The organism is Parasutterella muris (assembly GCF_943193095.1).
Taxonomy (GTDB): Bacteria; Pseudomonadota; Gammaproteobacteria; order Burkholderiales; family Burkholderiaceae_F; genus Parasutterella; species Parasutterella muris.
This window is the reverse complement of record NZ_CALPCV010000002.1, coordinates 20,667-45,372: the sequence shown is the minus strand read 5'-3', so window position 1 is coordinate 45,372 and position 24,706 is coordinate 20,667. Positions and strand designations below refer to the sequence as shown.

At 51.7% G+C, this 24,706-nt stretch carries 18 protein-coding genes and 1 other RNA gene; 8 read left to right on the top strand and 11 right to left on the bottom strand.

All coding sequences use genetic code 11. The annotated features are described in order from the left end of the window. Genes aroA through gyrA form a run of 6 tightly spaced genes read right to left on the bottom strand, consistent with a single transcriptional unit; the run spans window position 1 to window position 8,280 of the window. Window positions 1-1,296: a 3-phosphoshikimate 1-carboxyvinyltransferase gene (gene aroA, locus NFR90_RS01165; RefSeq protein WP_251449931.1), complete on the bottom strand. Its 1,296-nt coding sequence runs from the start codon at window positions 1,294-1,296 to the stop codon at window positions 1-3. A gap of 20 nt (window positions 1,297-1,316) precedes the next feature. Then, on the bottom strand, window positions 1,317-2,180 hold the full coding sequence (locus NFR90_RS01160) for a prephenate dehydrogenase (RefSeq protein WP_371873822.1): 864 nt from the start codon (window positions 2,178-2,180) through the stop codon (window positions 1,317-1,319). Window positions 2,181-2,182: 2 nt separating this feature from the next. Further along, a complete protein-coding gene (gene hisC / locus NFR90_RS01155; protein ID WP_160334452.1) occupies window positions 2,183-3,304 on the bottom strand; it encodes a histidinol-phosphate transaminase in 1,122 nt (373 codons plus the stop codon). Continuing rightward, complete coding sequence (gene pheA, locus NFR90_RS01150; protein ID WP_160334453.1) at window positions 3,301-4,422, bottom strand: prephenate dehydratase; 1,122 nt, start codon at window positions 4,420-4,422, stop codon at window positions 3,301-3,303. Before pheA ends, hisC begins: the two co-directional genes overlap by 4 nt. A 14-nt stretch (window positions 4,423-4,436) precedes the next feature. Next, on the bottom strand, window positions 4,437-5,504 hold the full coding sequence (gene serC / locus NFR90_RS01145; protein ID WP_160334454.1) for a 3-phosphoserine/phosphohydroxythreonine transaminase: 1,068 nt from the start codon (window positions 5,502-5,504) through the stop codon (window positions 4,437-4,439). Beyond that, window positions 5,488-8,280 carry a DNA gyrase subunit A gene (gene gyrA / locus NFR90_RS01140; protein WP_160334455.1) on the bottom strand — a complete coding sequence of 931 codons (2,793 nt, stop codon included), beginning with the start codon at window positions 8,278-8,280 and terminating at the stop codon, window positions 5,488-5,490. The genes serC and gyrA overlap by 17 nt, the downstream gene beginning before the upstream one ends. Window positions 8,281-8,423: 143 nt before the next feature. Here gyrA and NFR90_RS01135 point away from each other — a divergent pair, with 143 nt between their 5' ends. The 6 genes from NFR90_RS01135 to ssrA all read left to right on the top strand — a co-directional run bounded on the left by NFR90_RS01135 (window position 8,424) and on the right by ssrA (window position 16,004). After that, a complete protein-coding gene (locus NFR90_RS01135; protein WP_160334456.1) occupies window positions 8,424-8,738 on the top strand; it encodes a HigA family addiction module antitoxin in 315 nt (104 codons plus the stop codon). Then, a complete protein-coding gene (locus NFR90_RS01130) occupies window positions 8,728-10,068 on the top strand; it encodes an amidohydrolase family protein (RefSeq protein WP_251449922.1) in 1,341 nt (446 codons plus the stop codon). Before NFR90_RS01135 ends, NFR90_RS01130 begins: the two co-directional genes overlap by 11 nt. Before the next feature lie 95 nt (window positions 10,069-10,163). Beyond that, on the top strand, window positions 10,164-10,799 hold the full coding sequence (locus NFR90_RS01125; protein ID WP_237178686.1) for an OmpA family protein: 636 nt from the start codon (window positions 10,164-10,166) through the stop codon (window positions 10,797-10,799). Window positions 10,800-10,813: 14 nt separating this feature from the next. Continuing rightward, the gene (locus tag NFR90_RS01120; RefSeq protein ID WP_308645409.1) at window positions 10,814-11,497 is read left to right on the top strand and encodes an HAD family hydrolase; all 684 of its coding nucleotides are present in this window, start codon (window positions 10,814-10,816) and stop codon (window positions 11,495-11,497) included. Window positions 11,498-11,562: 65 nt separating this feature from the next. Next, window positions 11,563-15,600: a DUF748 domain-containing protein gene (locus NFR90_RS01115; protein WP_251449920.1), complete on the top strand. Its 4,038-nt coding sequence runs from the start codon at window positions 11,563-11,565 to the stop codon at window positions 15,598-15,600. Window positions 15,601-15,638: 38 nt separating this feature from the next. Then, window positions 15,639-16,004, top strand: a transfer-messenger RNA (tmRNA) gene (gene ssrA / locus NFR90_RS01110). A gap of 1,801 nt (window positions 16,005-17,805) precedes the next feature. On the opposite strand, the gene fic is transcribed toward ssrA, so the two are convergent. The 3 genes from fic to cysK form a co-directional block, all read right to left on the bottom strand. Next, window positions 17,806-18,342, bottom strand: a complete 537-nt coding sequence (gene fic / locus NFR90_RS01105; protein WP_160336276.1) for a protein adenylyltransferase Fic — start codon at window positions 18,340-18,342, stop codon at window positions 17,806-17,808. Beyond that, window positions 18,339-18,506, bottom strand: coding sequence for a hypothetical protein (locus tag NFR90_RS01100; protein ID WP_160336277.1), 168 nt, complete (start codon window positions 18,504-18,506; stop codon window positions 18,339-18,341). Before NFR90_RS01100 ends, fic begins: the two co-directional genes overlap by 4 nt. Window positions 18,507-18,893: 387 nt before the next feature. Then, a complete protein-coding gene (gene cysK / locus NFR90_RS01095) occupies window positions 18,894-19,817 on the bottom strand; it encodes a cysteine synthase A (RefSeq protein ID WP_251449918.1) in 924 nt (307 codons plus the stop codon). Window positions 19,818-20,266: 449 nt separating this feature from the next. Between cysK and NFR90_RS01090 the strand changes: the two genes are divergently transcribed. Then, window positions 20,267-20,836, top strand: coding sequence for a DUF3251 domain-containing protein (locus NFR90_RS01090; RefSeq protein ID WP_160336279.1), 570 nt, complete (start codon window positions 20,267-20,269; stop codon window positions 20,834-20,836). A 183-nt stretch (window positions 20,837-21,019) separates the two neighbouring features. Further along, window positions 21,020-21,976, top strand: coding sequence for an AEC family transporter (locus NFR90_RS01085; RefSeq protein ID WP_251449916.1), 957 nt, complete (start codon window positions 21,020-21,022; stop codon window positions 21,974-21,976). On the opposite strand, the gene NFR90_RS01080 is transcribed toward NFR90_RS01085, so the two are convergent. Together NFR90_RS01080 and NFR90_RS01075 are read right to left on the bottom strand one after the other, a co-directional pair. Then, window positions 21,973-23,259: an MFS transporter gene (locus NFR90_RS01080; protein ID WP_251449914.1), complete on the bottom strand. Its 1,287-nt coding sequence runs from the start codon at window positions 23,257-23,259 to the stop codon at window positions 21,973-21,975. The two genes, NFR90_RS01085 and NFR90_RS01080, sit on opposite strands and share 4 nt — an antisense overlap. A gap of 22 nt (window positions 23,260-23,281) precedes the next feature. Then, window positions 23,282-24,481, bottom strand: a complete 1,200-nt coding sequence (locus tag NFR90_RS01075; RefSeq protein ID WP_251449912.1) for a M20 metallopeptidase family protein — start codon at window positions 24,479-24,481, stop codon at window positions 23,282-23,284. Between the last annotated feature and the right edge of the window lie 225 nt (window positions 24,482-24,706).

The window sequence follows — 24,706 nt, the reverse complement described above, 5'->3', positions numbered from 1 at the left end:
TTAATTCTCCACCACTGTTGAAAGGCGAGTGAAATAATCCGGAAAAGTTTTTGCGACGCACTTCGGATCATTAATAAATACAGGAACACCGGCCGCCGCGATCAGGGACATGCACATTGCCATGCGATGGTCTTTGTAAGTGTCAAACGTCGCGCTCTGCAGTTTCTCCGGCGGTGTAATACGAATCCAATCCTCGCCGCTTTCCACCTTGCAGCCGACTTTGCTCAGCTCTTTTTCCATCGCGGCGATACGGTCGGTTTCCTTAACCCGCCAGCTGCCGATTCCTCTGAGCGTCGTTTCGCCGTCGCACATCGGCGCAATAGCCGCAAGCGTCATTGCCGCATCCGGAATGGTTCTCACATCCGCGTCAATCCCGTGGAGTTTTTTCGCATAAGGATTCGGTGCGGTTTTGATCCAATTTTCACCGCGGGTAACCGATGCGCCCATCTTTGCCAGATACTCCACAAAAGCAGCGTCTCCCTGAACGCTGTCCTGTCCGACCCCTTCCACTTTGAGAGGTCCGACAAGAGCGCCAAGCGCGAGGAAATACGATGCGCTCGAAGCATCTGCTTCCACTTCAAAAACGCTCGGCGATTTGTAGCGCGCACGAGGAACAAGGAAGTCTTTCTCCGTTGTTTTTACCGTCACACCGAATTTCTCCATGAGACGACACGTCAGCGAGACGTACGGCGAGCTGATCAGTTCGCCGTCTACGCGTATCCTCAGGCCTTCCTCCGGCGCAAGCAGAGGCGCAGCCATCAGAAGTCCTGAGAGGAACTGACTGGAGACATCTCCGCGAATGTGCGCGAGGTTTCCTCGAATGTGAAACGCCGGTTCGATTTTGATCGGTGGAAAACCTGCTTCGTTTAAATATGAAATTTTCGCTCCAAGTGCGTTGAGCGCTTCAACCAAATGCGCGATCGGACGCTCACGCATGCGGGCAACCCCGTCAAGCGTGTATTCCCCGCCGCTGAAAGCGAGCGAAGAGGCTAAAGGACGCATAGCGGTTCCCGCGTTGCCGAGAAAGAGATCGGCTTTTTTAACCGGGAATGCTCCGCCGCAGCCCGTCACCTTAACGATCGTGCCGTCTTCATTCTGCTCAAATCCGACTCCGAGCCCGCGCAGTGCGCCAAGCATCATTTCGGTATCTTCCGCCACCAAAAGGTTTCGCACCTCAGTGACGCCGTCGGATAAAGCCGACAGGAGAAGCGCCCGGTTGGAAATACTTTTAGAACCCGGAAGACTCACCGAGCCTCTAACCGCTGAAATCGGACTGACTCTGAGACATTCATTCATAAATAGAATCCTTTTTACTGCTATTTGCCGGGGAAAACCAGTCCGCGGCGATTACGCATCGCGTTCTCAAACACGCGTTCAATGGCCTGAGCGTCGCCCTCATCAATATATTTCTGGAGCGCGTCAAGCTCTTTGCGATAGCTGCGGAGCTCCTCGGAAATCGCGTCGCGGTTGCTGATGCAGATATCGCGCCACATCACAGGTGAGCTCGCCGCGATTCTGGTGAAGTCTCTAAATCCCGCACCCGCCATTTTCAATTTGACGTGCGCGGAAGGCTCCTTCGCGATCATGTCAACAAGCGCATAAGCAAGCACATGCGGAAGGTGGCTGACGGACGCAAAAATTCTGTCATGCTCCTCGGGCGTCATCTCCTGAACTTTGGAGCCCGCTTTTTTCCAGTTCTCCGTAATCAGTTCGACAACCTTCGGATCCATACCCTCGGCAGGCGTGGAGATCACAACCTTATTCAGAAAGAGATCGGGATCGGCGTACTCGACGCCCGGCATCTCGCCGCCCGCGATCGGATGCGCGGGCGCATACTGATTGAATTTATCTCCGAGCCCCTTGCGCGCGGCCGCAATGACCGAGCCGCGGGTGGAACCGACATCAGTGACCACCGCGCCCTTTTTAAGGTACTTGCCGATTTCGGCAAAAACGCTTTCCATCGCCTTGACAGGCACGGACACGACGATAATATCGGATTTCTCAACCGCCTCGCGAAGGGAGAGGGTACATTCGTCAGCGACCTTTTTCTCAAGCGCGGTTTTCAGGTTCTCTTCATTGATATCAAAGGCGATTACATGATCGACAAGACCCGCCTTTTTCCAGCTCAGGGCTACGGATCCGCCGATCAGTCCGCAGCCCAATACAGACATTGTTGCCAAAGCTACTCTCCGAACTTGTTCAGACCTTCCTTGAGAACCTCGAGGAATCTCTCGTTCTGCTCGGGTGTTCCGACCGTGACGCGAACCCATTCAGGAAGGTCATAAGAGCGCATACGGCGCACGATAATGCCCTTCTTCAGCAGATAATCGACAATCTCATCGGCATGGCTGCCGATGCGGACTGTGATGAAATTCGCATGAAGCCCCATATAAGGCAGTTCAAGCTGATCGAACGCTTCGGTCAGGAATTTAATGCCCTCTTTGTTAACTTCGAGCGTCTTCTTCACAAAATCCTGATCCTTGAGCGCGGCAAGAGCGGCGATCTGAGATAGATCATTCACGTTAAAGGGATGACGCACGCGGTTGAGCAGAGAAAGAAGCTCGGGCTGCGCAATACCGTACCCAACGCGGGCGCCCGCCAGCCCGTATGCCTTGGAGAAAGTTCTTGCGATCATCACGTTGGGGTGTCTGCGGACCATTTCGACAGAATCGCACTGAAGCGCAGGCTCTAAAAATTCCACATACGCCTCGTCAAAGAGCACCATAACATTCGGCGGAACCTGATCCAGGAACTGCAGGATGTCGTCCTCGGCCAAATACGTTCCGGTCGGATTATTCGGATTGGTCAGGAAAATCAGGCGGGTTCTCGAGTCAATCGCGTCAAGCATCGCCTGCAGATCCGCGTTGTAGTCGTCTGTTGCCGGCACTTCAATCGTTTCAGCACCGCAAAGACGCGCCACCATCGGATAAAGCGAGAAGGAGTACTGCGGATAAATCGCAGTTGTGCCGACGGAGAGCACCGTCTGTGCCGCCAGTCCGAGAAGCTCGCTCGAGCCGCTTCCGATCACAACCCAATCCTGAGGCACGCCGTACTTCTCGGCAATCGCCTTCTGCAGATGGTAGGAGTCCGCGTCCGGGTAACGGTTCAGGCTGAAGACCGCCTTAGAGACCGCTTCCTTAACCTTGTCGCTCATGCCGTTCGGGTTTTCGTTGGCGACCAGCATGATAATATCTTCCGGCTTCAGGCCGAGATCCGCAGCAACGTCCTCAATCGGCTTGCTCGCCTTGTATTTATCCAGTTCCTGAACCCAGAGCGGGGTTTGGATTGTTTGTTCTTCGCTCATAACTTTGTTCCTTTGTCTTCTGATCCGCTTTCTTCATTGGCAATCGGATAAGAGCCTAAATTCTTAAATGAAGCGCAGCTGCTGCGGAAATCATCCAGTGCGCTGCGTACCTTGGGATCATCGCAATGACCTTCAATATCCACGTAGAAGAAATATTCCCATGAACCGCGTTTGGCCGGGCGCGACTCAAAGCGCGTCATTGAAACGCCGTGGTCATAGAGCGGCTTGAGCGCCTGAAAGAGCGCTCCGGCTTTATGCGGTACGGAAATAATCAGGGATGTTTTGTCTTTTCCCGGCGCCTTAGAGGGTGACGTTCCTTCTTTACCGAGCACCACAAATCTCGTGCGGTTGGTGGACTGATCCTGAATGCTCGGATAAGCAATCTTCAGTCCGTAATGCTCAGCAGCCGCTTCGCCTGCGATCGCGGCGGATTCCGGATCCAAAGAAGCGAGACGAGCCGCTTCGCCGTTGCTTGCCGCGGGGACCCGCTCAAGCTGCGGATAGTGGCGGTTCAGCCAGCTCACGCACTGTCCGAGCGACTGTGGATGGGAGTAAACGCGCTTGACGCCGTCCATACAGCCGGACGTTGTCAGAAGATTATGGTTGATCGGGATTGAGGTCTCCGCAATGATCGTCAGATTCGTGAGCTGAAGGCAGTCCATCGAGCGATTGACCGCGCCCTCAGTCGAGTTTTCGATCGGGACGATACCGTAGTCGGCGCTGCCCGCTTCCACCGCATGAAACACATCATCAATGCGTTCACAGGCAATGCCGTCCACACCCGCTCCGAACTGACGAAGCATCGCAAGCTCGCTGAACGTGCCCTGAGGCCCGAGGTAAGCGACGCGCGCCTTATGTTCCAGCGCGCGGCAGGCGCTCATAATCTCTTTAAATATGCTGCTGATGCCCTTTTCCGTCATAGCGCCTTTGCTCTGCGCCCAAACTTTGCGCAGCACTTCGGCCTCCCGGTCGGGACGATAAACGGGCGCATTAGTGCTTCCCTTAACCGCACCGACCTTCTTTACAACTTCAGCTCTTCGATTCAGAAGCTCAACGATCTGAGCGTCGATTTCATCGATTTGAGCGCGAAGGGGTTTTAGCTCTTCATCAATGTTCATTCTGAGTCTTCTCCTTAGCTGTGAGCTTCGGCAAATTTCTTCATATAGTCGGCAAGCACTTCCACCGCCTCGATACTGACGGCGTTGTACAGAGAAGCTCTCATGCCGCCGAGAATTCTGTGCCCTTTAATATTGGCAAGACGCTTCTCATAGGCCTGACGTACGAATTCGTCATTTAGTGACTCGTCTTTGAGGTTGAAGACGACATTCATGCGTGAACGGGAAATCTTCTCCACGTTGTTGTAATAAAAGCCCTCGGACTGATCGATCAGATCGTAAAGGATCTGACTCTTAATGACAGAGCGGCGCTGCATTTCCTTGACACCGCCCTGATCGAGCAGCCAGCGCGCGACCAGATTGGCGATGTAGATCGCAAAGGTGGGCGGCGTGTTGTACATTGATTCGCTCTTTGCGTAGGTTTCGTAGTCGAGCATCGTCGGTGTCGAGGGATCGGCTCTTCCGAGCAGATCTCTGCGCGCGATGACGACGGTGAGCCCCGCCGGTCCGAAGTTCTTCTGAGCGCCCGCGAAGATAAGACCGAACTTGCGGACATCGACCGGCTGACTAAGAAAGTCGCTTGACATGTCCGCAATCAGGGGCACAGACACTTCGGGCGTATACCAGTAGCGGATACCGTTAACCGTTTCATTAGAGCAGTAGTACAGGTAGGAAGCGTTCTCCGTCAGCTTGATTTCGTCCTGACGCGGCGCTCTGAGATCGACGCAGGCCGCTTCGGCCGCTTCTCCGATCTTCTGAGCTTCCTTAAAGGCCTTCTTGCTCCAGACCCCGTTCACCGCATAATTGCCGCAGCCGCCCACGGAGAAGTTCATGGGGACCATAGCGAACTCTAAGTGACCGCCGCCCTGAAGGAACATGACTTCGTATTCATCAGGGATGCCGTAAAGCTCACGCAGCAGAGAGACTGTTTCACGGTAGATACCAATGAAGTCTTTGCTGCGGTGGCTCATTTCGAGGATGGACAGACCTAAGCCGTGCCAATCCGTCATTTCCGCTGCCGCCTGCTCAAGCACGCTGAGCGGCATGGCCGAAGGGCCGGCGGCAAAGTTATAAATTCTCGTCATCTTTTTCTTCCTCGATGATTTCGCGGTCTTTCTCTTCGATCTCTTTTTCTTCTGCCGCTGTTTCGGAAATGACTTCGGCCTCTACGGCGTTTTCATCCGAAGCGGCATCTCCGTCATCGTTCTCCGTCACGCGTTCCAGGCCGACCAGATGAACGTCGGAAGCCATAGAAATCAGTGTGACGCCCTGAGTGTTGCGCGACATCACGCGAATTTCGCTGACGCGTGTTCTCACGAGTTTGCCCTCGGAGGTAAGAAGAATGATTTCATCTTCATCCTTGACGAGGAGCGCTGCGACCACCTTGCCGTTGCGTTCCGACGTCTGGATAGAGATCATGCCCTTAGTGCCGCGGCCGTGGCGGGTGTAGTCCGCAATCGGAGTACGTTTGCCGTAACCGTTTTCGGTAGCGGTAAGGACTGTCATGTCATCGTCGCCCGCGACCAGCATCGCGATCAGTTTCTGTCCGAACTCAAGACGCATACCGCGGACACCGGTTGCAGCGCGGCCCATGCTGCGGACTTCGTCTTCGGCAAAGCGTACCGCCTTGCCGTCGTCGCTGAAGAGCATCACATCGTGCCTGCCGTCAGTGACAGCCGCGCCGATCAGCACGTCGTCTTCAAGCAGGTTGATGGCGATAATGCCCGCCCTGCGCTGATTTCTAAAGTCGCCGATCGGAGTCTTCTTAACGGTACCCGAGGCGGTTGCCATAAAGATGTACCAGTCTTTGTCGTAGTCCTCGTCGGAGATCGGAAGGACAACCGTGACTTTTTCGTCCTCCACGAGTTCAAGGAGGTTAACGATCGGTCTGCCTTTGGAAGCCGAAGAGCCTTCCGGAACATCCCAGACGTTAAGCCAGTACATGCGGCCTTTATTCGTGAAGCAGAGCAGCACGTCATGGGTAGTCGCCACAAAGAGCTGGTTAATCAGATCGCCCTCGCGCATCTGAGCCGCTTTCTTACCCTGTCCGCCGCGTTTCTGAGCGCGGTACTCGGTCGAAGCCTGGCTCTTGATGTAGCCGGTATCGGTCATGGTGACCACCATTTCGCGAAGCGGAATCAGATCTTTCGTCTTAACACCTTCGGCAAACGGAACGATCTCTGTCAGACGTTCGTCGCCGTACTGAGCCTGAATATCTCTCAGACTCTGGGCAATGATCTGTGTCACGCGCTCGGGTTTTCTCAGAATATCGTTGAGATCGACAATCTGATCAGCAAGTGCCTGATAGTCGCCGCGAATCTTGTCCTGCTCGAGACCGGTCAGGCTCTGCAGGCGCATCTGAAGAATATTTCTTGCCTGAAGCGAGCTCAGTCGATAAGTCTTTTGATCGGTGAGACCAAGATTGAGATCCTCGCCCTTCGGACGCATTTCGCTCTTATCCATCTGAGCTCGTTCAATCAGCTGAGCGGCAATTTCAGCCGGCCACTCGCGCGCGAGCAGACGAGCCTCGGCTTCCTGGCCGTTGGCTGATGTCTTGATGATCTCAATGAATTCATCGAGGTTGGCGAGCGCGACCGCCTGGCCTTCCACCAAATAGATCTTGGAAATCGCCTTATCGAGCTGGAAGCGTGTCCGGCGGTTCACCACTTCTCTTCTGAAGAAGAGGAATTCCTGAATAATTTCCTTGATATTGAGCAGTTTCGGCTGACCGTTCACCAGAGCGACCAAGTTAATGCCGAAGGAATCCTGAAGCTGCGTGTTCTTATAAAGCTGATTGAGAACAACGTTGGCGTTGGCGCCGCGTTTGAGCTCGATAACGCCGCGCATACCGGTTTTATCGGATTCGTCGCGAACGTAGGAAATACCTTCGATTTTCTTTTCACTGCCGAGCTGAGAAATCTTCTCCAGCAGCAGGCGCTTATTCACCTGATAAGGGATTTCGTCGATGATGATGGATTCACGGTTGCCGTTATCCCATTCTTCAATATGCGTTTTGGCGCGAAGCACCGCTTTGCCTTTACCGGTTCTGTAGGCTTCGTGCACATCGGCAAGACCGTAAAGAATACCGCCTGTGGGGAAGTCCGGCGCGGGAAGAACCTTGATGATCTCATCAATCGTCGCATCCGGATGCTCAAGCATCAGCAGACACGCGTTGACTGTTTCAGAGAGGTTGTGCGGCGGAATATTGGTCGCCATACCGACCGCGATACCGGCCGATCCGTTGACCAGCAGCTCCGGAAGCAGCGTCGGGAGAACCGTCGGCTCTTTTTCGCTACCGTCGTAGTTCGGTACAAAATCAACAGCGTCCTCTTCGAGACCGACAAGCATTTCAGAAGAAATCTTTGCCAAACGAACTTCGGTGTAACGCATCGCCGCAGCGCCGTCACCGTCGATTGAGCCGAAGTTGCCCTGCCCGTCAACCAGCGGATAGCGCATGGAGAAACTCTGCGCCATACGAACGATCGTTTCGTAGGCGGCGGAGTCGCCGTGCGGATGGTATTTACCGAGCACGTCTCCGACGACGCGAGCGGATTTCTTATGCGCGCTGTTGTAAGTGTTGTTCAGCTCATGCATCGCGAACAGCACACGGCGGTGTACCGGTTTCAGGCCGTCTCGCACGTCCGGAAGCGCGCGACCCATGATGACGCTCATCGCGTAATCCAGGTAAGAGCGGCGCATTTCCTCTTCAAGCGAAACGCGTTCCGCTTTATTAACCTGCTCACGAATCAGCGCCCAATCGGGTTCGCCTCTGCGGTCGGTCTTGCGGCCGCGGGGACGGCGCTTGCCTTCTTCGCCTTCCGGCTTTTCTTTTGTGTCTTCGTTCTGATCGTTGTCAGCCATCTGTAAATCCTTTTATGACATCAAAAATTAACCTGTCAATTTTACGTGACGAAACGCCAAATAATGCCGAAAACGATGCTAAAACTTATTTTGATCGATTTTTATGTGATATTGTAAGACGATACTATCGTATTACGTTACTAATGATTGATTTATCTTCCATTCATCCCGGGACGATTTTAAAAACAGTGTTTTTAGAGCCGCTCGGCATCACGCCTTATCGACTTGCCAAAGACATCGGCGTGCCGCAGACGCGCATCAGTCAGATACTTGCGGAAAAACGAAGCGTGAGCGCGGACACGGCGCTGCGCCTGTCGCGCTATTTCGGATTAGACGATAATTTCTTTTTAGTGGCTCAGGCCTCCTACGAGCTGAGCAGGACGCGTCCTCTCATCGAGGATGAACTTAGACACATTAAGCCGTTCAACCCAGCAGCCGAGACAAACGATGAAAGCTGACAAAATTCTTATTCCTCGCTGGATAATTCCGGTCGTGCCCCGAGGCGCAGTTCTTGAAGGACATTTTCTGGCGATCCGGGACGGTCGGATTTTAGCGATCGCTCCGATCTCGGAATTAGCGGATTTTGAAGCTGACGAAATTGAGCAGCTTGAAAACTGCGCTCTGATGCCCGGCTTAATTAATTGTCATACGCACGCTTCGATGAATCTGCTTCGCTGCGTCGGGCCCGATCTGACCACTCCGCAGTGGCTAACCGAGTGCATTTGGCCGATTGAAGGCAAACTGATGAGTCCGGAATTTGTTTATCAGGGTGCGCTTTTAGGCGGAGCGGAAATGATTCACGGCGGCACGACCATGTGCCACGACATGTATTTTTACGGCGCTGAAGCCGCAAGAGGCCTAAGGGAAAACGGGCTTCGCGTTGTCGAAGGCGCGTTTGTGATCGGCTTTCCGTCCAAAGAGTACAGCGGAGAGGCGCAGTGTCTTCAGGGCGCGGAAAAGCTCTTTGCGTCAGCCGCCGACGATGATCTTCTCAGTATTAATTTAGCGCCGCACGCGCCCTACTCTGTTTCCAAAGAAGCGCTTCAGGCATCGATGCAGCTTGCGCAAACGCTTGACACCACATGGCAGATTCATCTGTCGGAGACCGATGAAGAGCGCGAAAACGCCATCAAAGCGTTCGGATGCTCACCGGTGGAATACTTATCTCGGATCGGCTGCTTAAATGAGAGCACGGCAGCGGTTCACTGCGTAAGTCTTTCAGATCGTGATATTGAGATTTTGAGCAAATCAGGTGCAAGCGTTATCCATTGTCCGGTAAGCAATATGCGGCTTGGATGCGGCGCGAGCCCGGTCGCCAAACTGCTTGAAGCGGGCGTCAATACGGCGCTTGGCACAGACGGAGCCGCCAGCGCGTGCACGTTAAGCATGTTTGAGCAGATGCGCACAGCCGGGATGATTGCCAAAGGATTTTCCAAGGATCCGTGCGCGCTGAATGTAAATCAAATTATCGAAATGGCAACAATAAACGGGGCCAAAGCGCTAAAATCTGATGAGCGGGTCGGCTCTCTCGAGATCGGGAAGGATGCCGACCTAATTGCCATTGACTTGTCACGGTTTGTAACCGTGCCCGTTTTGGATGTTTTATCCTGCCTTGTTTACGCGGTTGAAGCACAATGCGTATATCAGGTTTGGGTTAAAGGCGGATATGTTGTGAAAAAACAACATAAATCCGCACAAAAATCTGATCTCGGCGAGTTACTGACAAAAAGTGACTTAATGTCGTGGCAGAATAGGGTGTGTGAGATACTACAGGACGGCTCTCGATGACGTTCCGGTGGTAAGCACTCGGAACGCATTACGGCCGTTTCCTGAAAATGCCGTATCATATTGTGTGGTTTTATCTGCATCAAAAGAGGAAAATGATGAATACAAAGACAAAATTGGGACTGCTCGTTGCTTCTGTTGCAATGGCCGCTTCCGGAGCTGTTTGCGCAGCTGTTGCCCCTGCCAACCCCTATGTTCAGGCAGCCGGACAAACTCTTATGACTAACTTCGGTCTGTGCGTCCGCACAGGCTACTGGACTCCGGCTCTTGCCGAAGCTCAGGGCGCTCTTGGCCAGAACTGCCAGTGCGACACTGACATCATCAAATGCGAAGCCGGCGCTGAAAGAATTACTCTTTCCGCTGACACACTGTTCGCTTTTGACAAAGCCGTTCTGAAACCCGAAGGCGTTGCCAAACTGACAGAACTCACAAGCCGCATGTCCGGCCTGACACTCGACGTCGTCATGATCGACGGCTATGCTGACCGTATCGGCGGTGCTGCATACAACCAGAAACTGTCTCAGCGCCGTGCTGACGCTGTTAAGACATTCCTTGCCGAACACGGTGTTCCTGCCGCTCGCATCCACGCTGAAGGCAAAGGCCAGGCTGACCCTGTCGTCAACTGCCCGAACCCGTCCGCCAAGGGCGAAATCAAGACATTCAAACAGCTTGTTGAATGCCTGCAGCCGAACCGTCGTGCCGTTATCGAAGTTAAGGGCACACGCAACAAGTAATTGCTAATTCACTTGTGAAAAAGGGGCCTTTAGGCCCCTTTATTTTTGTCATGACACCTCAGACCTATCTTTTTGACCTAGACGGTACCCTGCTTGACTCCGCGCCTGATCTTGCCGCGGCGGCCAACCATCTCAGAGAAGTTCGGCATCTTGAGCCGCTTCCCTTTGAAGTGCTTCGCAAGACCGCTTCGAGCGGCGCGCGCGGGCTTCTCGGCGCGGCCTTCGGCATCAAACCGGAAGATCCCGGCTATAAAGCGCTCGCAAACGAATTTCTGGACTACTACCAGGAACATATGACGGACCACGCAGAGCTTTTTGCGGGCATTCTCGAGCTCATCAATTCGATTGAGGCAAAGGGCTTTACCTGGGGCATCGTCACCAATAAGCACGCTCGTTTTGTGCTGCCACTGATTGAGCATCTCAAACTTACGCCCGGCGCGGTAGTCTGCGGCGACACGCTCAGTGTGAGCAAACCGCATCCGGAGCCGATCATTCACGCGCTTCGTCTTCTTCAGAAACCGGCCGAATCTGCGGTATATGTCGGAGACGACCTGAGAGACATTCAGGCTGCGAATTCCGCTCATGTATTTTCCATTGCCGCTCAATGGGGCTATCTCGGCTCCCCCGTTGGTGTCGAGGAGTGGAAAGCGGATGCTATCGTGCGCAATCCGAGTCAAATCTTGGAAATTAACATCTAGCGTCATTCATACTTCTAACTAGCAAGATTCTGCGTGTTGATTTTTTATCACGAGGGATAAGAAGTATGAGTAAAAAGATTTGGATTACGACCGGCGTGGTCGCGGCTCTGGCGACTGTCTACACAGCAGGCGGTTTTTGGGGCGTTCCTTCGGGCATACAGTGGGCTATTAAGAAGTATGCAGAGCCGTTTACCGACCGCAAAATCACGCTTGACGAGGTCAAATTCAATCCTTTTACACTGCAGCTGACCGCCAACGGCCTGAGGATCCAAAAAGAAGGAGAACCGCAGGCCTTTATGGCGCTGAAGTCCCTTGACACAAAGCTCAACTGGAAATCGCTCGTCAAATTCTCTCCGATTGTGGATCATGTCACGCTCGACGGTTTTGAAGCCAACATCATCCGCACGGGCCTTGACACTTTTAATTTCAGCGACATCATCAACAAGATCGCCAAAATGCCCTCAGACAAAGATGAGGACAAGAAAAAGGATGATGATCCGGTCAGATTTGAAATTGATAATGTTTCTCTGATCAATTCCTCCATCACGCTCGATGACAAGTTCAGAGATAAGGTCGACAAATTCACCGACATCAACTTAGTGGTTCCTCTGATTTCTAATTTCAAGACCGAGTTGGACAACCCGACGCAGCCGAAGCTTCAGTTCAACTTTAACGGCGAGCCCTTCTCGATTAACGCTTCAAGCGAACTCTTTGTTCCCTCGCTCAAGACCGGTGTCGACTTCACTCTCAGAGGACTCAACCTTGAGAACGCCGCTTCTTTTAATCCGATACCGCTGAACGCGAAGGTCACATCCGGCACGATGGATGCCGCCTTGAATCTCGACTTTGCCAAGACTGTCGATCAGCAGGAAGGCTATCTGAGACTCAGAGGCACATTAAAGATTCTGAACCTTTCGATTCAGGATGATCTTGACGCCAACGGCTATCAGATCGCGAACTTCCGTGAAATCAACATCAATCTGAAAGAGTTCTCTCTATTCAGGCAGATTCTTGAGCTTGGCGAAGTACAGTTTCAGGAACCGAAATTTGAAATTATCCGTACGGCCAAAGGCATTAATGCGGCTGAGCTTGCCACTCATATTCTGAAAGACGCAAAACCCGAAGAAAGCGCCGGAGCTGCCAACTCTGAAGCCGTCAGCGCGGAAAAGGCTCCTGAGGCAAAACCGACAGCTGCGGGCAAGGAAGTAAAACCCGAAGCCGCTAAGTCGGAAGAAACCAAGGCAGAACCGACAGAAAACAATGCGGCCGCACCGACTGAGACACCGCCGGAGACAGCGCAGACGAAACCTCCGAAGCCTGAGGAAAAAGCTAAAGAAGCTTTGCCTGAGAAGGCTTCAGAAAGCTCGACAGAAATGACACCTCAGAAGGAAGCGGCTCTGAATATGCTGATGCGTTCGGCTCACGCTGCCGAATCAACACCTGAGGCACCCACTGCCGGCGCGGAATCGAGCAAGACAGCAGAAACCTCCGAATCCGGCAGTACTGGTGCAGGAGCCGTTCCGACTGAAGCTCCCACGCCGAATGAAATCGAGCCCAAGAGTGAGGAAGCTCAGTCAGACGTAAATCATGATAAACCATCCATCGCGGACAAAGGACCTAACGCGCAGGAGGACCCCGGCTGGAAGTGGAGTGTTGAGAAAGCGAGCATTCGCGGAGGCACGGTCCATTTCTCTGACAAGACGAACGGCTTTGATCATGACGTCACAAACATCAACGCTTCAGTGGCTTCGCTGAACGCGCAGCCCGGAAACAAGAGCGACATCAAGGCTTCTCTTGATGTGCTTGAGGGCAGCATTACCGCCGAAGGTACGCTTGATTTAACGCCTCTTGATCTTGAGCTGAATCTCGGTACAAAAGATCTTTCCGTTCCGAAGCTCTCGCCCTACATTCAGGAGTTCTCCGCCGCCAAGATCGCAGGCGGTAAATTCTCGAGTAGCGGCAAGTTCAGCCTGAGCATGAATGAAGAGCTGAAGTTCAATTACAGCGGTGAGGCAGGTCTGAGCGGAGCTGTGATTCATGAGCCGAACGGCTCTCAAGCGCTTTCCGTCGCGAGTGCCGAAGTCAAAGGCATCGACGTTTCCGGCCTTTCGCCGATCAACGTCAAGATTGCTGATATCAATATCGCAAGTCCGAACGTCAAGGTTATTCGTGAAAAAGACAATTCAATCAACTTAATGACGCTTGCCGAGCCGGGCAGAAAGCCTTCCGCCTCTGCTGCTGCGGTGAAACCGGCGCCAGCCAAAGCCTCTTCGTCTTCATCAGCTCCGCTTAGCTGGCAGATCGGCAGGATCAGCCTGAGCGGAGGCTCTGTCGACTTTACCGATGCAACGAACGGATTCCACAAAGTCATCTCCGCGATCAACGCCTCGGCCGGTCCGATCAGTAACAATTTATCTGCGCAGACCGCGGTCAGCGCGAACATGAACATTATCGGCGGGCATATCGGCGCGAGCGGAAATCTGGTGATCAGCCCGTTCAAGACCAGTTTGGACGTCACTACGAGCGCGCTGTCCATTGCCGATCTGACGCCCTATATCTCTCAGTATTCCGGCGCCCACGTGACCAAAGGCACCTTCTCCAACAAGGGCAAAGTCACGCTTTCCACCGCAGCTGATCCGATCAGCTTCAGCTACAACGGTTCAGGCGACGTAAGCAATCTTAACGTCACGACGGCAAAGGGTGAACCGGCCGCATCGCTTACCAAGCTCAGTGCTTCCGGCGTCAGCATCAGCGGCCTTTCTCCGCTTCAAATCAACATTAATTCGCTGACGGCGTCTAATCCGAGCGTCACGATTGTCAGAGCGAAGAACGGCGCAATCAATCTTGCCTCTTTAGCGGATCCGGGCGGAAAAGCGGCGCCTGCTTCCAAACCCGCAGAAAAACCCGCCAAGAAAACCGGCAAAAAGGCTAAGTTCTCTTCGCCCACTGCCGATCTGCCCGCAATGACCATTAGCAAAGTGGTTCTGAGCGGCGGTCGCGTTCGCTTTACAGATAATTCCGTCTCACCGGTATTTAACATTACCGCCAACAAGATCGACGGCAGCATGACCGGTTTCTCGACAGCGAAGAACTCGAAAGCGAACGTTGACGTACATGGTTCGCTAAACGGAACCCCGATGACTCTGAAAGGCACGGTAAATCCGTTTGCATCCAATCTGACCGTCGCGATGCGGGGCTCCGTACAGTCGCTGTCGCTTCCCACCTTCTCTCCGTTCTCTGCGGAATTTACCGGTTACCCGATTGTCCGGGGGCAGATTACCTACAACGGTTCCCTTGATGTTCACAAAGATGAAGTGAAATCAGAGAACAACATGGTCATCAACAAACTGGAATTCGGCAATGAGATACCGAATGCCAAGAACACGATGCCTGTCGGGCTGGCAGTTTCCCTGCTCCAGGACAGAAGCGGTCAGATTGACTTGAACATTCCGGTAAGCGGATCTCTGAATGATCCGGAGTTCTCGATTGGCGGAATCATTGTCAAAGTCATTGCCAACTTGATTACCAAAGCGGTGACTGCGCCGTTCGCTCTGATTGGTTCGATGTTTGGCGGCGGTGACGCAGACCTTCATAATCTCGCCTTTGACGCCGGCACAGCCAAACTGAGTCCGAAGACGGTTGACGCATTGAAGGTTGTGGCCAAAGCGATGAGTGAGCGCCCGGGCATCAAGATTCAAATCATGGGTATCGCCGATGACAAGCAGGACACTCAGGGGCTGAAGGAGAGCCTGCTGATGCGTTCGATGCGCTATGCCATTTATCGGGATTCGACTGCCGCAACAGACATGAAGCAGCTTACGCCGGTGCAGATTAGTCAAGCAATTAAAGCGCTTTACAGCGAATCGGAAATTCCGGACAAGCCAAAGCTTACGGACGTACAGCAGATGCATCAGTTCCTGCTGGAGCATCAGCGTGTTGCGACCGCGGATTATGTATCGCTTGCGCAGAGGCGCGCGGATGCGGTCAGGAACTATCTGATCAATGTTGAGAAGATCAATCCGGATCGTTTGTTTATCGTTTCTCCGCAGGATCAAAAAGGCGACACAAAGGTTCCCGGGGTCGCTTTGGGTCTTCAAAATTGATAAGGCGATGAATTTTATGTAAAATGAAAGATTCCTGTGGGGGCGACATGGTTTCGACAGGGGCAATGAGGTAATTGGACGCGTGCCGAGGTGTAGTTTCCTCGCTAAACCACTTACAAAAATATAAACGCCAACGATGAGCGTTTCGCTCTCGCCGCCTAAGTCCGGTGAGACGCTGCAACCGGTTTGCTCTTAGACCGGGTCGGGAAACCGACAGCAGCGACATAGCATAAGAGCTAGTCTTCGATGGAGTTGTGACGTCGGAGGCGAAACAAAGCAACTGGCCGGCAACTGGCATCGCTAGTTTGCAGGGTTGTCGGTAAGATCTAAATGAATTAGATACGCACGTAGAGGCTGTTGCTGATAGCTTTTGGACGCGAGTTCGATTCTCGCCGCCTCCACCATTTTAAATTCCCAGAACGTCGGAGGATGACTGGGATTTTTATTTAAATCATACAGTTAGCTTCTTCAACTGAAGCTGTGCATTTTAGATATCCGGCAAACCTTCAGCCTGCTGCCGTCATTACTTAGGAAAATTCTGCGGAAGCGTCCTCTAAACCCTTTCCGAATGAGTTGGAAGATTTTATTTTGTCATTGCAGCTATTGGAATAATTCCGGACTAAGACTAAAACTCTTTCGCTTTGCTTTCCGAATTCGAGCATCCGCTTTCTCGGGCATGATCAGAAGCGGCTTCACTGCGCCGGAGATTATCGTTTTTGTCATTTCCTAACTCACGAGCAATGTCATTCTGATCGAAAAAGAACCCCGAACATTCACTCAAAAGCACGTAGCCTTTTTTCGAAGCTACATCAGTGTCTAAGACGCCCTATGAAAGATGGGTTGTAACGCTTGAATCGTCATCGAAGAGACCACTATTTTTTACTTGAGAATACCCTCGATATTCGGAAAGCAGTTTCTGAGAGTTTTGCTAAAATGCCCCTATCCTCATCGGTTTTCGCATGGCCGTGACGGAATTGGACGGTTTCGCTATGGTCACCCGCTCAATCTATGAAGCAAAAACCAAAGCAAACGGCCCGGAAGTACCAATTCCGAGCCGCTCAAATGGAAGATTGTCATGCGATTAAAAACATCTTCTGCTCTGATTATATCAAAGGTACTTAAGCGATGGTTGCCTAAAGTGATCGTTGCACTGGTACTGCTGATGTGGTCGCGGTAAGAGCGCCTGAGTAAAAGGCCCCGTTAGTTTTCGCTGGCGGGGCCTAGGTGTTTCTGACCGAATATCCTCGCTACATCACGGTTGCGAGCGGCGGCATTAGGAGACGGATCAACGTCTGAAATAGGCTTGGCAATCGAAGCGATCTCTGCCGTTGAGCCAGAAATTGGCTCCTCAAGCGCCGTTGGAACGTCAAAAACATCTGCCTCTCAGGAATTCAATTTCTCCGCAAATCGTTCTGCTCAGGTTTTTGGGGCCTCTGACACCGTGCAACCGCAGTCGTTGCACGCCTTGATTTTAGTGCGAGCGCTTTAATACGCCCTGACCAAAACAAGCGCCCGCATTGAGGCGGGTTGAACGGCTTTATATACAGCGGAGCTTCTGGACGCATCAAATGAAATGCCAGATGGTTCATCTGTTTTCCCTGTAGTTTGGCTCACCGCTAGTTGAGTACCATTATTGAAGTGGTACAAGGCCCCAGAAATATCTGGCGTCCGAATCGTTGGATAAACATGAGAATAGCTTCCGAGGATATTCGGAAATTTGTAAAAGCAGAGAACTAAGCTACAATTTCGGGACCATGAAAGGGAATGACCGTCATCCGAAGTCCTCACCCTCGAAACCTATGCCAATCCCTTAATTTCAGGGATTATCAAAGGATTACGGCGTATGCCGTAGAGGGCCCCGAAAGGGATCGGATAAAACAAAACCCGGGTGGGACCGGACTTTGTTGAATCTTAACTTCTTATGAGGTACCGAGATGGCTACGACATTTCTAACCTCGTGGGAGATTATCGCACATAACACGATTATCTGGACAGGCGTATTCACGCCTAAGACCAAGCGGCATTCATTGCATTTATCTTCATCAACAAAATATTCTCAATACGGTCGGCTATTGTCAATTTTTAATCTTTCAGCATCTTACGTAAGACCATTGCGCTTGAAAAACAAGTCAAACATATTTCCCGAAAGACCTTTGAAAAATTGACTGCATTGAGCACTTAAGGCGCAGCCTTCTTCTCTCCGTTTTACGGTTCTTCGTAGTAGTAGGACTGTTCGATGCCTTTAAAAATCATTTCTCTGTTATCAACATCTTCTGTCAACGCCTGCTGAAGCAAGAATCTTAATTCCAAATCATTAATCGGACTTCTTTCCATTGCCTGAAGATAAAGTGTTTTATCAACCTTTTGCCAGTCAACAACTTTTCCCAAACGCTTTTTCAAAATTTGATCAAGCCATATGCGGGTTGAGCGACCATTTCCCTCCATAAAAGGATGAGCAACATTCATTTCTACGTATTTGGAAATGATCTCTTCAAAAGAGCTCTCCGGCATTAGTTCAATCTTTGCAAGAGCCTCCACAAGATAAAGTGCATTTGCGAACCTAAAGCCACCTTTAGAAATATTTTGCTGTCTAACCTCTCCTGCGAAATCGTATAGCCCGTCAAATAAGTACTTATGGATCTGCCGGAGTCCTTTGAAAGAGCCAATTTCAAATTTATTTATGGCGCCGGATGCAAACAATTCTTTTGCCTTCTCAAGGCTTTTCCTATCTAAATTCCTCATTGAATCACTCCTGTTTTATGATAGGCAGCGCTTTGAACCATTGCCGGACAAGCCTTTTTTAGCAGTTCCTTTGCTTCTGATGCGATTTTTCTTGCTTCTTCGGCACACGTGTATAAGGCAACTATTGCTCTCTGCACCTCGATCGGAGGCAGCGGGATTTTCACACGGCACATGTCCTCCCATTCAAAAAACTCATGCGCGGCTCCCTTTGAGTGATAACGGGAATATCCGTCGAATTCGCTACGCTTAAACCAAAGTAAAAACGGCCGAGGATTCGCACTACAAGGCCGCTTTAACGTACAGATAAAATGCACAAATTCAAATCTGTCGACACTAGTGTACGGCATTTAATCCGATTTATCATTAAATTGATTGTCGGGTTAATTTTATTGCTGATGTGCTAGTCGCGTGAGTAAAGAACCCCAAAGCGAAAGCAGCGGAGCTCGCGTGTTTTTGGTCCGAATATCCTTAGTGAACTTGATTCATATGCGAGCGACGGTTCCAGCTCATTCCGCCATGGACAGGTGCCGTTTCATTAATCAGAATTGTTTTTAAGCAAACAACTCTGTGGACAAATACCTGTCTCCGGTATCCGGGAGCAAAACGACAATATTTTTGCCTTTGTTTTCGAGGCGTTTAGCCAGTTCGATGCCGCCAGCGAGCGCCGCGCCGGAAGAGATTCCGACAAGGAAGCCCTCCTCTCTTGCGATACCGCGAGCCGCCTCATATGCGGCTTCCGCGCTGATCGGCATCACTTCGTCCAAAATCTCCATGTCAAGGTTCTTAGGAATGAAGCCTGCCCCGATACCCTGAATCTTGTGCGGACCGGCCGCTTTACCACTGATCACCGCTGAGGTATCCGGCTCAACTCCGACGATCCTGACAGCAGGATTCTTCGACTTGAGGAAACTGCCCACGCCGGAGATTGTGCCGCCAGTACCGACTCCGGCAACAAAAATATCCACCTTACCCTCGGTGTCAGCCCAGATTTCCGGACCCGTCGTTTTAAAGTGCGCCTGAGGATTAACAGGGTTGGAGAACTGAGAAGGAATAAAGCTGTTTGGATTTTCTTTTGCCAGCTCTTCAGCCTTCGCGATTGCGCCTTTCATGCCCTGCTTACCGTCCGTGAGAACAATTTCAGCGCCATAAGCCTGAAGAAGTTTTCTTCTTTCAATGCTCATAGTTTCCGGCATGGTCAGAATAATTTTCATACCTCTTGAAGCGGCTGCGGCAGCCAGACCGATGCCGGTATTGCCGCTTGTGGGTTCAATAATCACGGTATTCTTCTTGACTTTGCCTTCGGCTTCTGCAGTGTCAAGCATTGCGAAAGCGACGCGATCTTTGACGGAACCCGCGGGATTAAAGTACTCAAGTTTGGCAAGCAGGTTTGCGCCTAAGCCGCGGTTTGCGCTGAAACGGTTAAGCTGAACAAGCGGAGTGCCGCCGATTAATTCACTTACAGATTGATAAATCATTTTGGTACCTCGAGAATTTCGGTCAGCTGACAGGGATAGAACCTTGCCGAGCCGAGTTAATAGAAAATGAATTTTTGAAACGAAAAGGGAGAAATGAAAAGACGAGTGCTGATGACAGGGGTGATTAACAGCACATGCGACAGGAACACAGACAACACAAGGCACTGCAGAATGCCCTGCGTTCAAAAGAAATCGTCTGTGCTCTCATTTGAATCTGTCCTTTGAAATAGATCGCTCGGTTCTGTCACGAACCTCGCATCAGTAAAAATTATAGGAATCGATTGCGAAAAAAACGAGTTCGGAAAGATTATTTCTCAGTGGATAAATTTTCAATGCTCACTTTGGGGTAACTCCGTAAGCTTGACAACCTATACCCCTCTTTTCCCACTACCATTAGGGATACTACTTACATTTGTTTCACTTTACGGCGTTGCTGTTATGGAGTTGTCATGTTTTTAAAGCCGTTTGTTATTTTCGCTGTCGGCGTTATCACTTTTGTTGCTGCTGAAGTCTTCGCTTATGCTCAGCCCGCGACGGCCGAACCAACCGCTCCCGCAGTTTCGCTCTCAAGTCGTGTGAAATCTCTGACTGAGACGGTTCAGACGCTCGAAAAGCGAATTCAGAACCTTGAAAATCAGACCATCTACAATTCCGCCGCCTTGATTCCGGGTGACACAAAACTGCAGAGCATTCGTTCGGGAAGCGCCGTCTTTCTGATGTCCATTGACAAGCCGCAGGCCACTGCCGACGGAAGCGAATTTACACTGACCGTTGTCAACCCTCAGGCCATTACCTATACGAACATTAACTTTGACATCCGCATCTTCGGAAAGGATGCCAACGGGAATCCTCAGGCCTATAAGACAGCGCACCTTCTTTCGCGCATCACGCCCGCTTTTGACGCCGGAACAAGCAACAAATTTAAGTTCGCGGTAAAAGGCGTTAAGCCGGACAACTTCGCTGCCGCTTACGTTGCCACCGTCACGTTCGGCTCAGTCGCCGCCTCCAGCGCAGAATAGTCTTCCGTTTCAAAAGACCCGAGCCAGAGATATTTTGGTTCGGGTCTTTTTATGTCGGCTTCTAAAACGCTGCTGTTAAATATGCCCAATTCGACGGGCATTTTTTATATTTTTCTCCGGAGAATGACAATAAAAGCATTCGGCTCTGCCGCACAAGAAGTCTAAAGTTATCTCGGAGCAGCAATGATCTACAACATTCTTTTTAATGATGTCATTCCTATTTTTGTGGTGATGGCGCTTGGGTATGCCGGCGCCAAATGTCACTCATTCACTCCGGATCAGACTCAGGGGCTCAATAAAGTCGTCCTGAACTTCGCGCTTCCTGCAGCGCTCTTCGCGTCGATTACACGAGCAAGCAGAGACATGATTTTTGATGACCTCAAGCTCACGGTTATCTCGGTGCTTGGCGTCACTGTTCTTTTTCTTGTCGCGTTCTTTATTTGCTGGAAAGTCTGGCGCCACACTATCTCAGAGGCCGCTGTCTGCGCATTAATCGCAGGTTCTCCCTCCATCGGGTTCTTAGGATTTGCCGTTCTTGATCCGATTTACGGCGCCACTACAGCGACAGGGCTCGTCATCGCAATCGTCGCCATTGTCGTCAACGCCGTTACGATCCCGATCGGCTTCTATCTGCTGAATCTCGGACTTCCTAAAAGCGAAACCGGCGGCGGAAGCCTTGGAGCCATTATCAACGCGGTCAAGCAGCCGGTTGTTTGGTCTCCGGTGCTTGCCGTCGTACTGGTCTTATGCGGTCTAAAACTTCCCGAAGCGTTTTATCCCTCATTTGAACTCATCGCGAAAGCCAACTCGGGCGTCGCGGTTTTTGCGGCGGGCCTTGCGCTTGCCACTGTGCCGTTCGGCATCAGCGCTGAGATTATCTGGAACACGGTCTTCAGACTCTTTCTTTCTCCGCTCGCCATTTGCATCGCAGGAGCGCTCTGGGGTATGGAAACCGAAAGTCTATCCATGCTGGTCATGGCCTGCTGCATGCCGCCCGCATTCTCCGGCATCATCATTAGCAGCCGATACAACATTTATGTCAAGGACGGCGCTTCTTCGCTCGCGCTCAGCACATTAGCCTTCGCGGCCGCAGCGCCCTTCTGGGTTTGGGCGACCCCGAAAATCGCAGGCCTGCTCTAAGACTTAGGTTTCTGAGAAACAGGAATATCTCCGCTCTGCTCCTCAGTGACCGTTATGTCTTCAAGCTCCTTGTTAAATTCGAGCTCTTCTCCTTTGGAAGGTTTCTTTGCGCCGCGCGTCACCAGATAGTAAAGCGGCAGACCGACGGCGCAGGCCGCTGCGGTAATGCCGAACACACCGTCATAACCAAACGTCGGAACAAGATAACCGGAAAGGTACGGAGCGGCTCCGATTCCTAAGTCAAAGAAAATGAAGAAGCTGCTGGTCGCCTGCGCGTAACGCTCTCGCGGCACCATTGCGACCGCCGAGGCGTTTCCGATTGAAGTGATATTGCCAAAATCCAGACCGCACAGCGCGCCGGCGACTAACACTCCGATCGAGCTCGGGAGCGCCCAAAGGATCACAAGTCCGAGGATAAGGCTGATGATCGCGGGATAAAACACGATCGCAGGACCGTGAAGGTCATACATTTTGCCGGTCATCGGGCGCGTCAGCAGAATCGCCGCGGCATACACCAGAAAGAAAAACGAGGCGGCGGCTTCCACATGGAAGACGTGCGAGTAAGGTGCCATAAATGCCTGAATATTGCCCCAAGCCAGACAGAATATCGCGCACACCAGACAGAACGGGATCAAACGAACATCGATGAAGTCCGAGAGTTCGATTTTCTTCTTTGTCTGAGCCTTGGGTTTCTCATTGACCCGAACCAAGAGCCAAAGAGCGAGACTGACCGCCGAAAGCGCGATGGACACCCAGAAAATTCCCGTGTATCCGATTTTGCCGACGAACGCGATCCCGATAAAGGGGCCGGAGCAGATGGCGAGCGCCGTACTCATCGAGTAGTACGAAATACCGCGGCCCTGAAACGCCTTAGGCGTAATCACCGCAACCAAGGTACCCGCTACTGTACCGATAATACCGATTACCGCTCCGCTCAAAAATCGGACGATGAGAAGCATCCAAGTCGAAGATACCGCCAGGTAAGCGAGATTGGATACGAAATACAGCGCTAAGCCCGCGAACAGAAGCTGCTTATAGCCGACCGAATTCACAATCCTTCCGGAAAAAAAGCGCCCGACCAGGCATCCGATCACCACAATGCCGGTGAGAAGACCGGCATACGCAAGGGAACAATTAAAAGCAGAAACCGCAAATTGCGTGTTGACGACAAAGATCGCATAATAGCCCGTCATCCCCAAAAAGTTGATGAGCGCGATCGCGACAAAGGTTCTTGAGAAAATCGCTTTAAGTACAGAAGAACCTGTCTGTGGCTGAGTTGTCATTTTTATTTTGGATCCAAGAAATTTACTGTCGATCGGCTAAGCTCGACAAGGCCAGATAAGCAAAGAGCGCTCCTGCTTCCGTAATGATTCGATCATTGAAGTCATAGTGCGGGCTGTGCAGCGCCGCCTGATGCTCCTTGTCTCTGACACCGATAAAGAAGAAACAGCCCGGAACTACCTTTTGATATGCGCTGAAGTCTTCGCTGATCATATAGGGCTCCGTTAAGCGCAGTGTGCGCTCACTTCCAAACATGCGGGCGGCCGCGCGTTCAGCAAAATCCGTCAGTTCGGCGTCATTGTCGACCGCACCTACCAGTCTGATGTAACGCGCCTCAGCCTCGAGTCCAAACGCCTTGGCGATGCCTACTGAGCGGGTTTTGATTTCGTGTTCGATCAGATCTCTAACCGACTCTTCGAAAGTGCGTGTTGTTCCGAGCAGATGAACCGTTTCCGGAATAATGTTGTATGTGTTCGGGTTCCCGGCTGTAAAGGAGCAGACGGAGACAACTGCGGATTTAAACGGATCGAGTGTCCTTGAGACCAAAGTCTGAAGCGCGATAAAGATTTCGGCTGCTGCCGGAAGCGGATCTTTGCCGAGGTTGGGGCGAGCGCCATGGGTGCCTACACCTTTCACATCGATTTCAAAACGATCACAGGCCGCCATTGTCGGTCCGGCCCTAAATCCGATCATGCCTAAATCCAGAAGCGGTTCGTTGTGCGCGCCGTATATTTCTTTGACATCGTATTTTTTGAATACTCCGGACTGCACGACACTGCCCGCGCCGTTCACGCTTTCTTCAGCTGCCTGGAAGATACAGAGGATATTGCCTGCAAAGTCTCTGTGTCTGCTGAGGTAAAGAATCGCCGCGAGCAGCCACGTTTGATGACCGTCATGTCCGCAGGAATGCGCCTTCCCATTTTCTGATGCCCACAGACAGCCGCTCTGCTCGGTAATATTGAGCGCGTCGATATCGGCCCGAAGGGCGATTGTTTTACCGGGCTTGCTGCCTCGGATCAAAAGAAAACCGCTGCCGGAAGATGACGCCGTATCCAAACCCTCGATTCCGTTTTCTTTGAGAAATTCCGCGATCTTCGCAAGCGTTAAAGACGTATCAAATCCGACTTCGGGTTCTCTATGGACCCGTCTTCTAAAGTCGATTAAACGCTTTTCGTATTGTTTAATCTCATCGATGATGTCCTGAGGGTTCAGGTACTGCTGCATAAAAAACTCCTCTATTTCGATTTCTGAATCGTTTCTATTCGCGTTTTGACGCCTTGTCGCAGACAATGACCGCAGATTCCAACCCTCTACAGACACGTTTGAAAAATAGCGGCGGTCAGCGGAAGCGGGCCGAGATCCGACGTTTCGCAGAATGGGAATTCAAGAAGCACCATTTAGCGCTGCGTCTTCAGCCGACTTATGAATATAAGTGCGTATTTTATTCTT

Coding starts and splice junctions, on each gene's coding strand:
- fic (WP_160336276.1), bottom strand. CDS start 18,342: ATGAGGAATTTAGATAGGAAAAGCCTTGAGAAGGCAAAAGAATTGTTT.
- hisC (WP_160334452.1), bottom strand. CDS start 3,304: ATGAGCGAAGAACAAACAATCCAAACCCCGCTCTGGGTTCAGGAACTG.
- NFR90_RS01135 (WP_160334456.1), top strand. CDS start 8,424: ATGATTGATTTATCTTCCATTCATCCCGGGACGATTTTAAAAACAGTG.
- pheA (WP_160334453.1), bottom strand. CDS start 4,422: ATGAACATTGATGAAGAGCTAAAACCCCTTCGCGCTCAAATCGATGAA.
- aroA (WP_251449931.1), bottom strand. CDS start 1,296: ATGAATGAATGTCTCAGAGTCAGTCCGATTTCAGCGGTTAGAGGCTCG.
- NFR90_RS01090 (WP_160336279.1), top strand. CDS start 20,267: ATGTTTTTAAAGCCGTTTGTTATTTTCGCTGTCGGCGTTATCACTTTT.
- gyrA (WP_160334455.1), bottom strand. CDS start 8,280: ATGGCTGACAACGATCAGAACGAAGACACAAAAGAAAAGCCGGAAGGC.
- NFR90_RS01075 (WP_251449912.1), bottom strand. CDS start 24,481: ATGCAGCAGTACCTGAACCCTCAGGACATCATCGATGAGATTAAACAA.
- NFR90_RS01085 (WP_251449916.1), top strand. CDS start 21,020: ATGATCTACAACATTCTTTTTAATGATGTCATTCCTATTTTTGTGGTG.
- cysK (WP_251449918.1), bottom strand. CDS start 19,817: ATGATTTATCAATCTGTAAGTGAATTAATCGGCGGCACTCCGCTTGTT.
- NFR90_RS01130 (WP_251449922.1), top strand. CDS start 8,728: ATGAAAGCTGACAAAATTCTTATTCCTCGCTGGATAATTCCGGTCGTG.
- NFR90_RS01080 (WP_251449914.1), bottom strand. CDS start 23,259: ATGACAACTCAGCCACAGACAGGTTCTTCTGTACTTAAAGCGATTTTC.
- NFR90_RS01125 (WP_237178686.1), top strand. CDS start 10,164: ATGAATACAAAGACAAAATTGGGACTGCTCGTTGCTTCTGTTGCAATG.
- NFR90_RS01115 (WP_251449920.1), top strand. CDS start 11,563: ATGAGTAAAAAGATTTGGATTACGACCGGCGTGGTCGCGGCTCTGGCG.
- serC (WP_160334454.1), bottom strand. CDS start 5,504: ATGACGAGAATTTATAACTTTGCCGCCGGCCCTTCGGCCATGCCGCTC.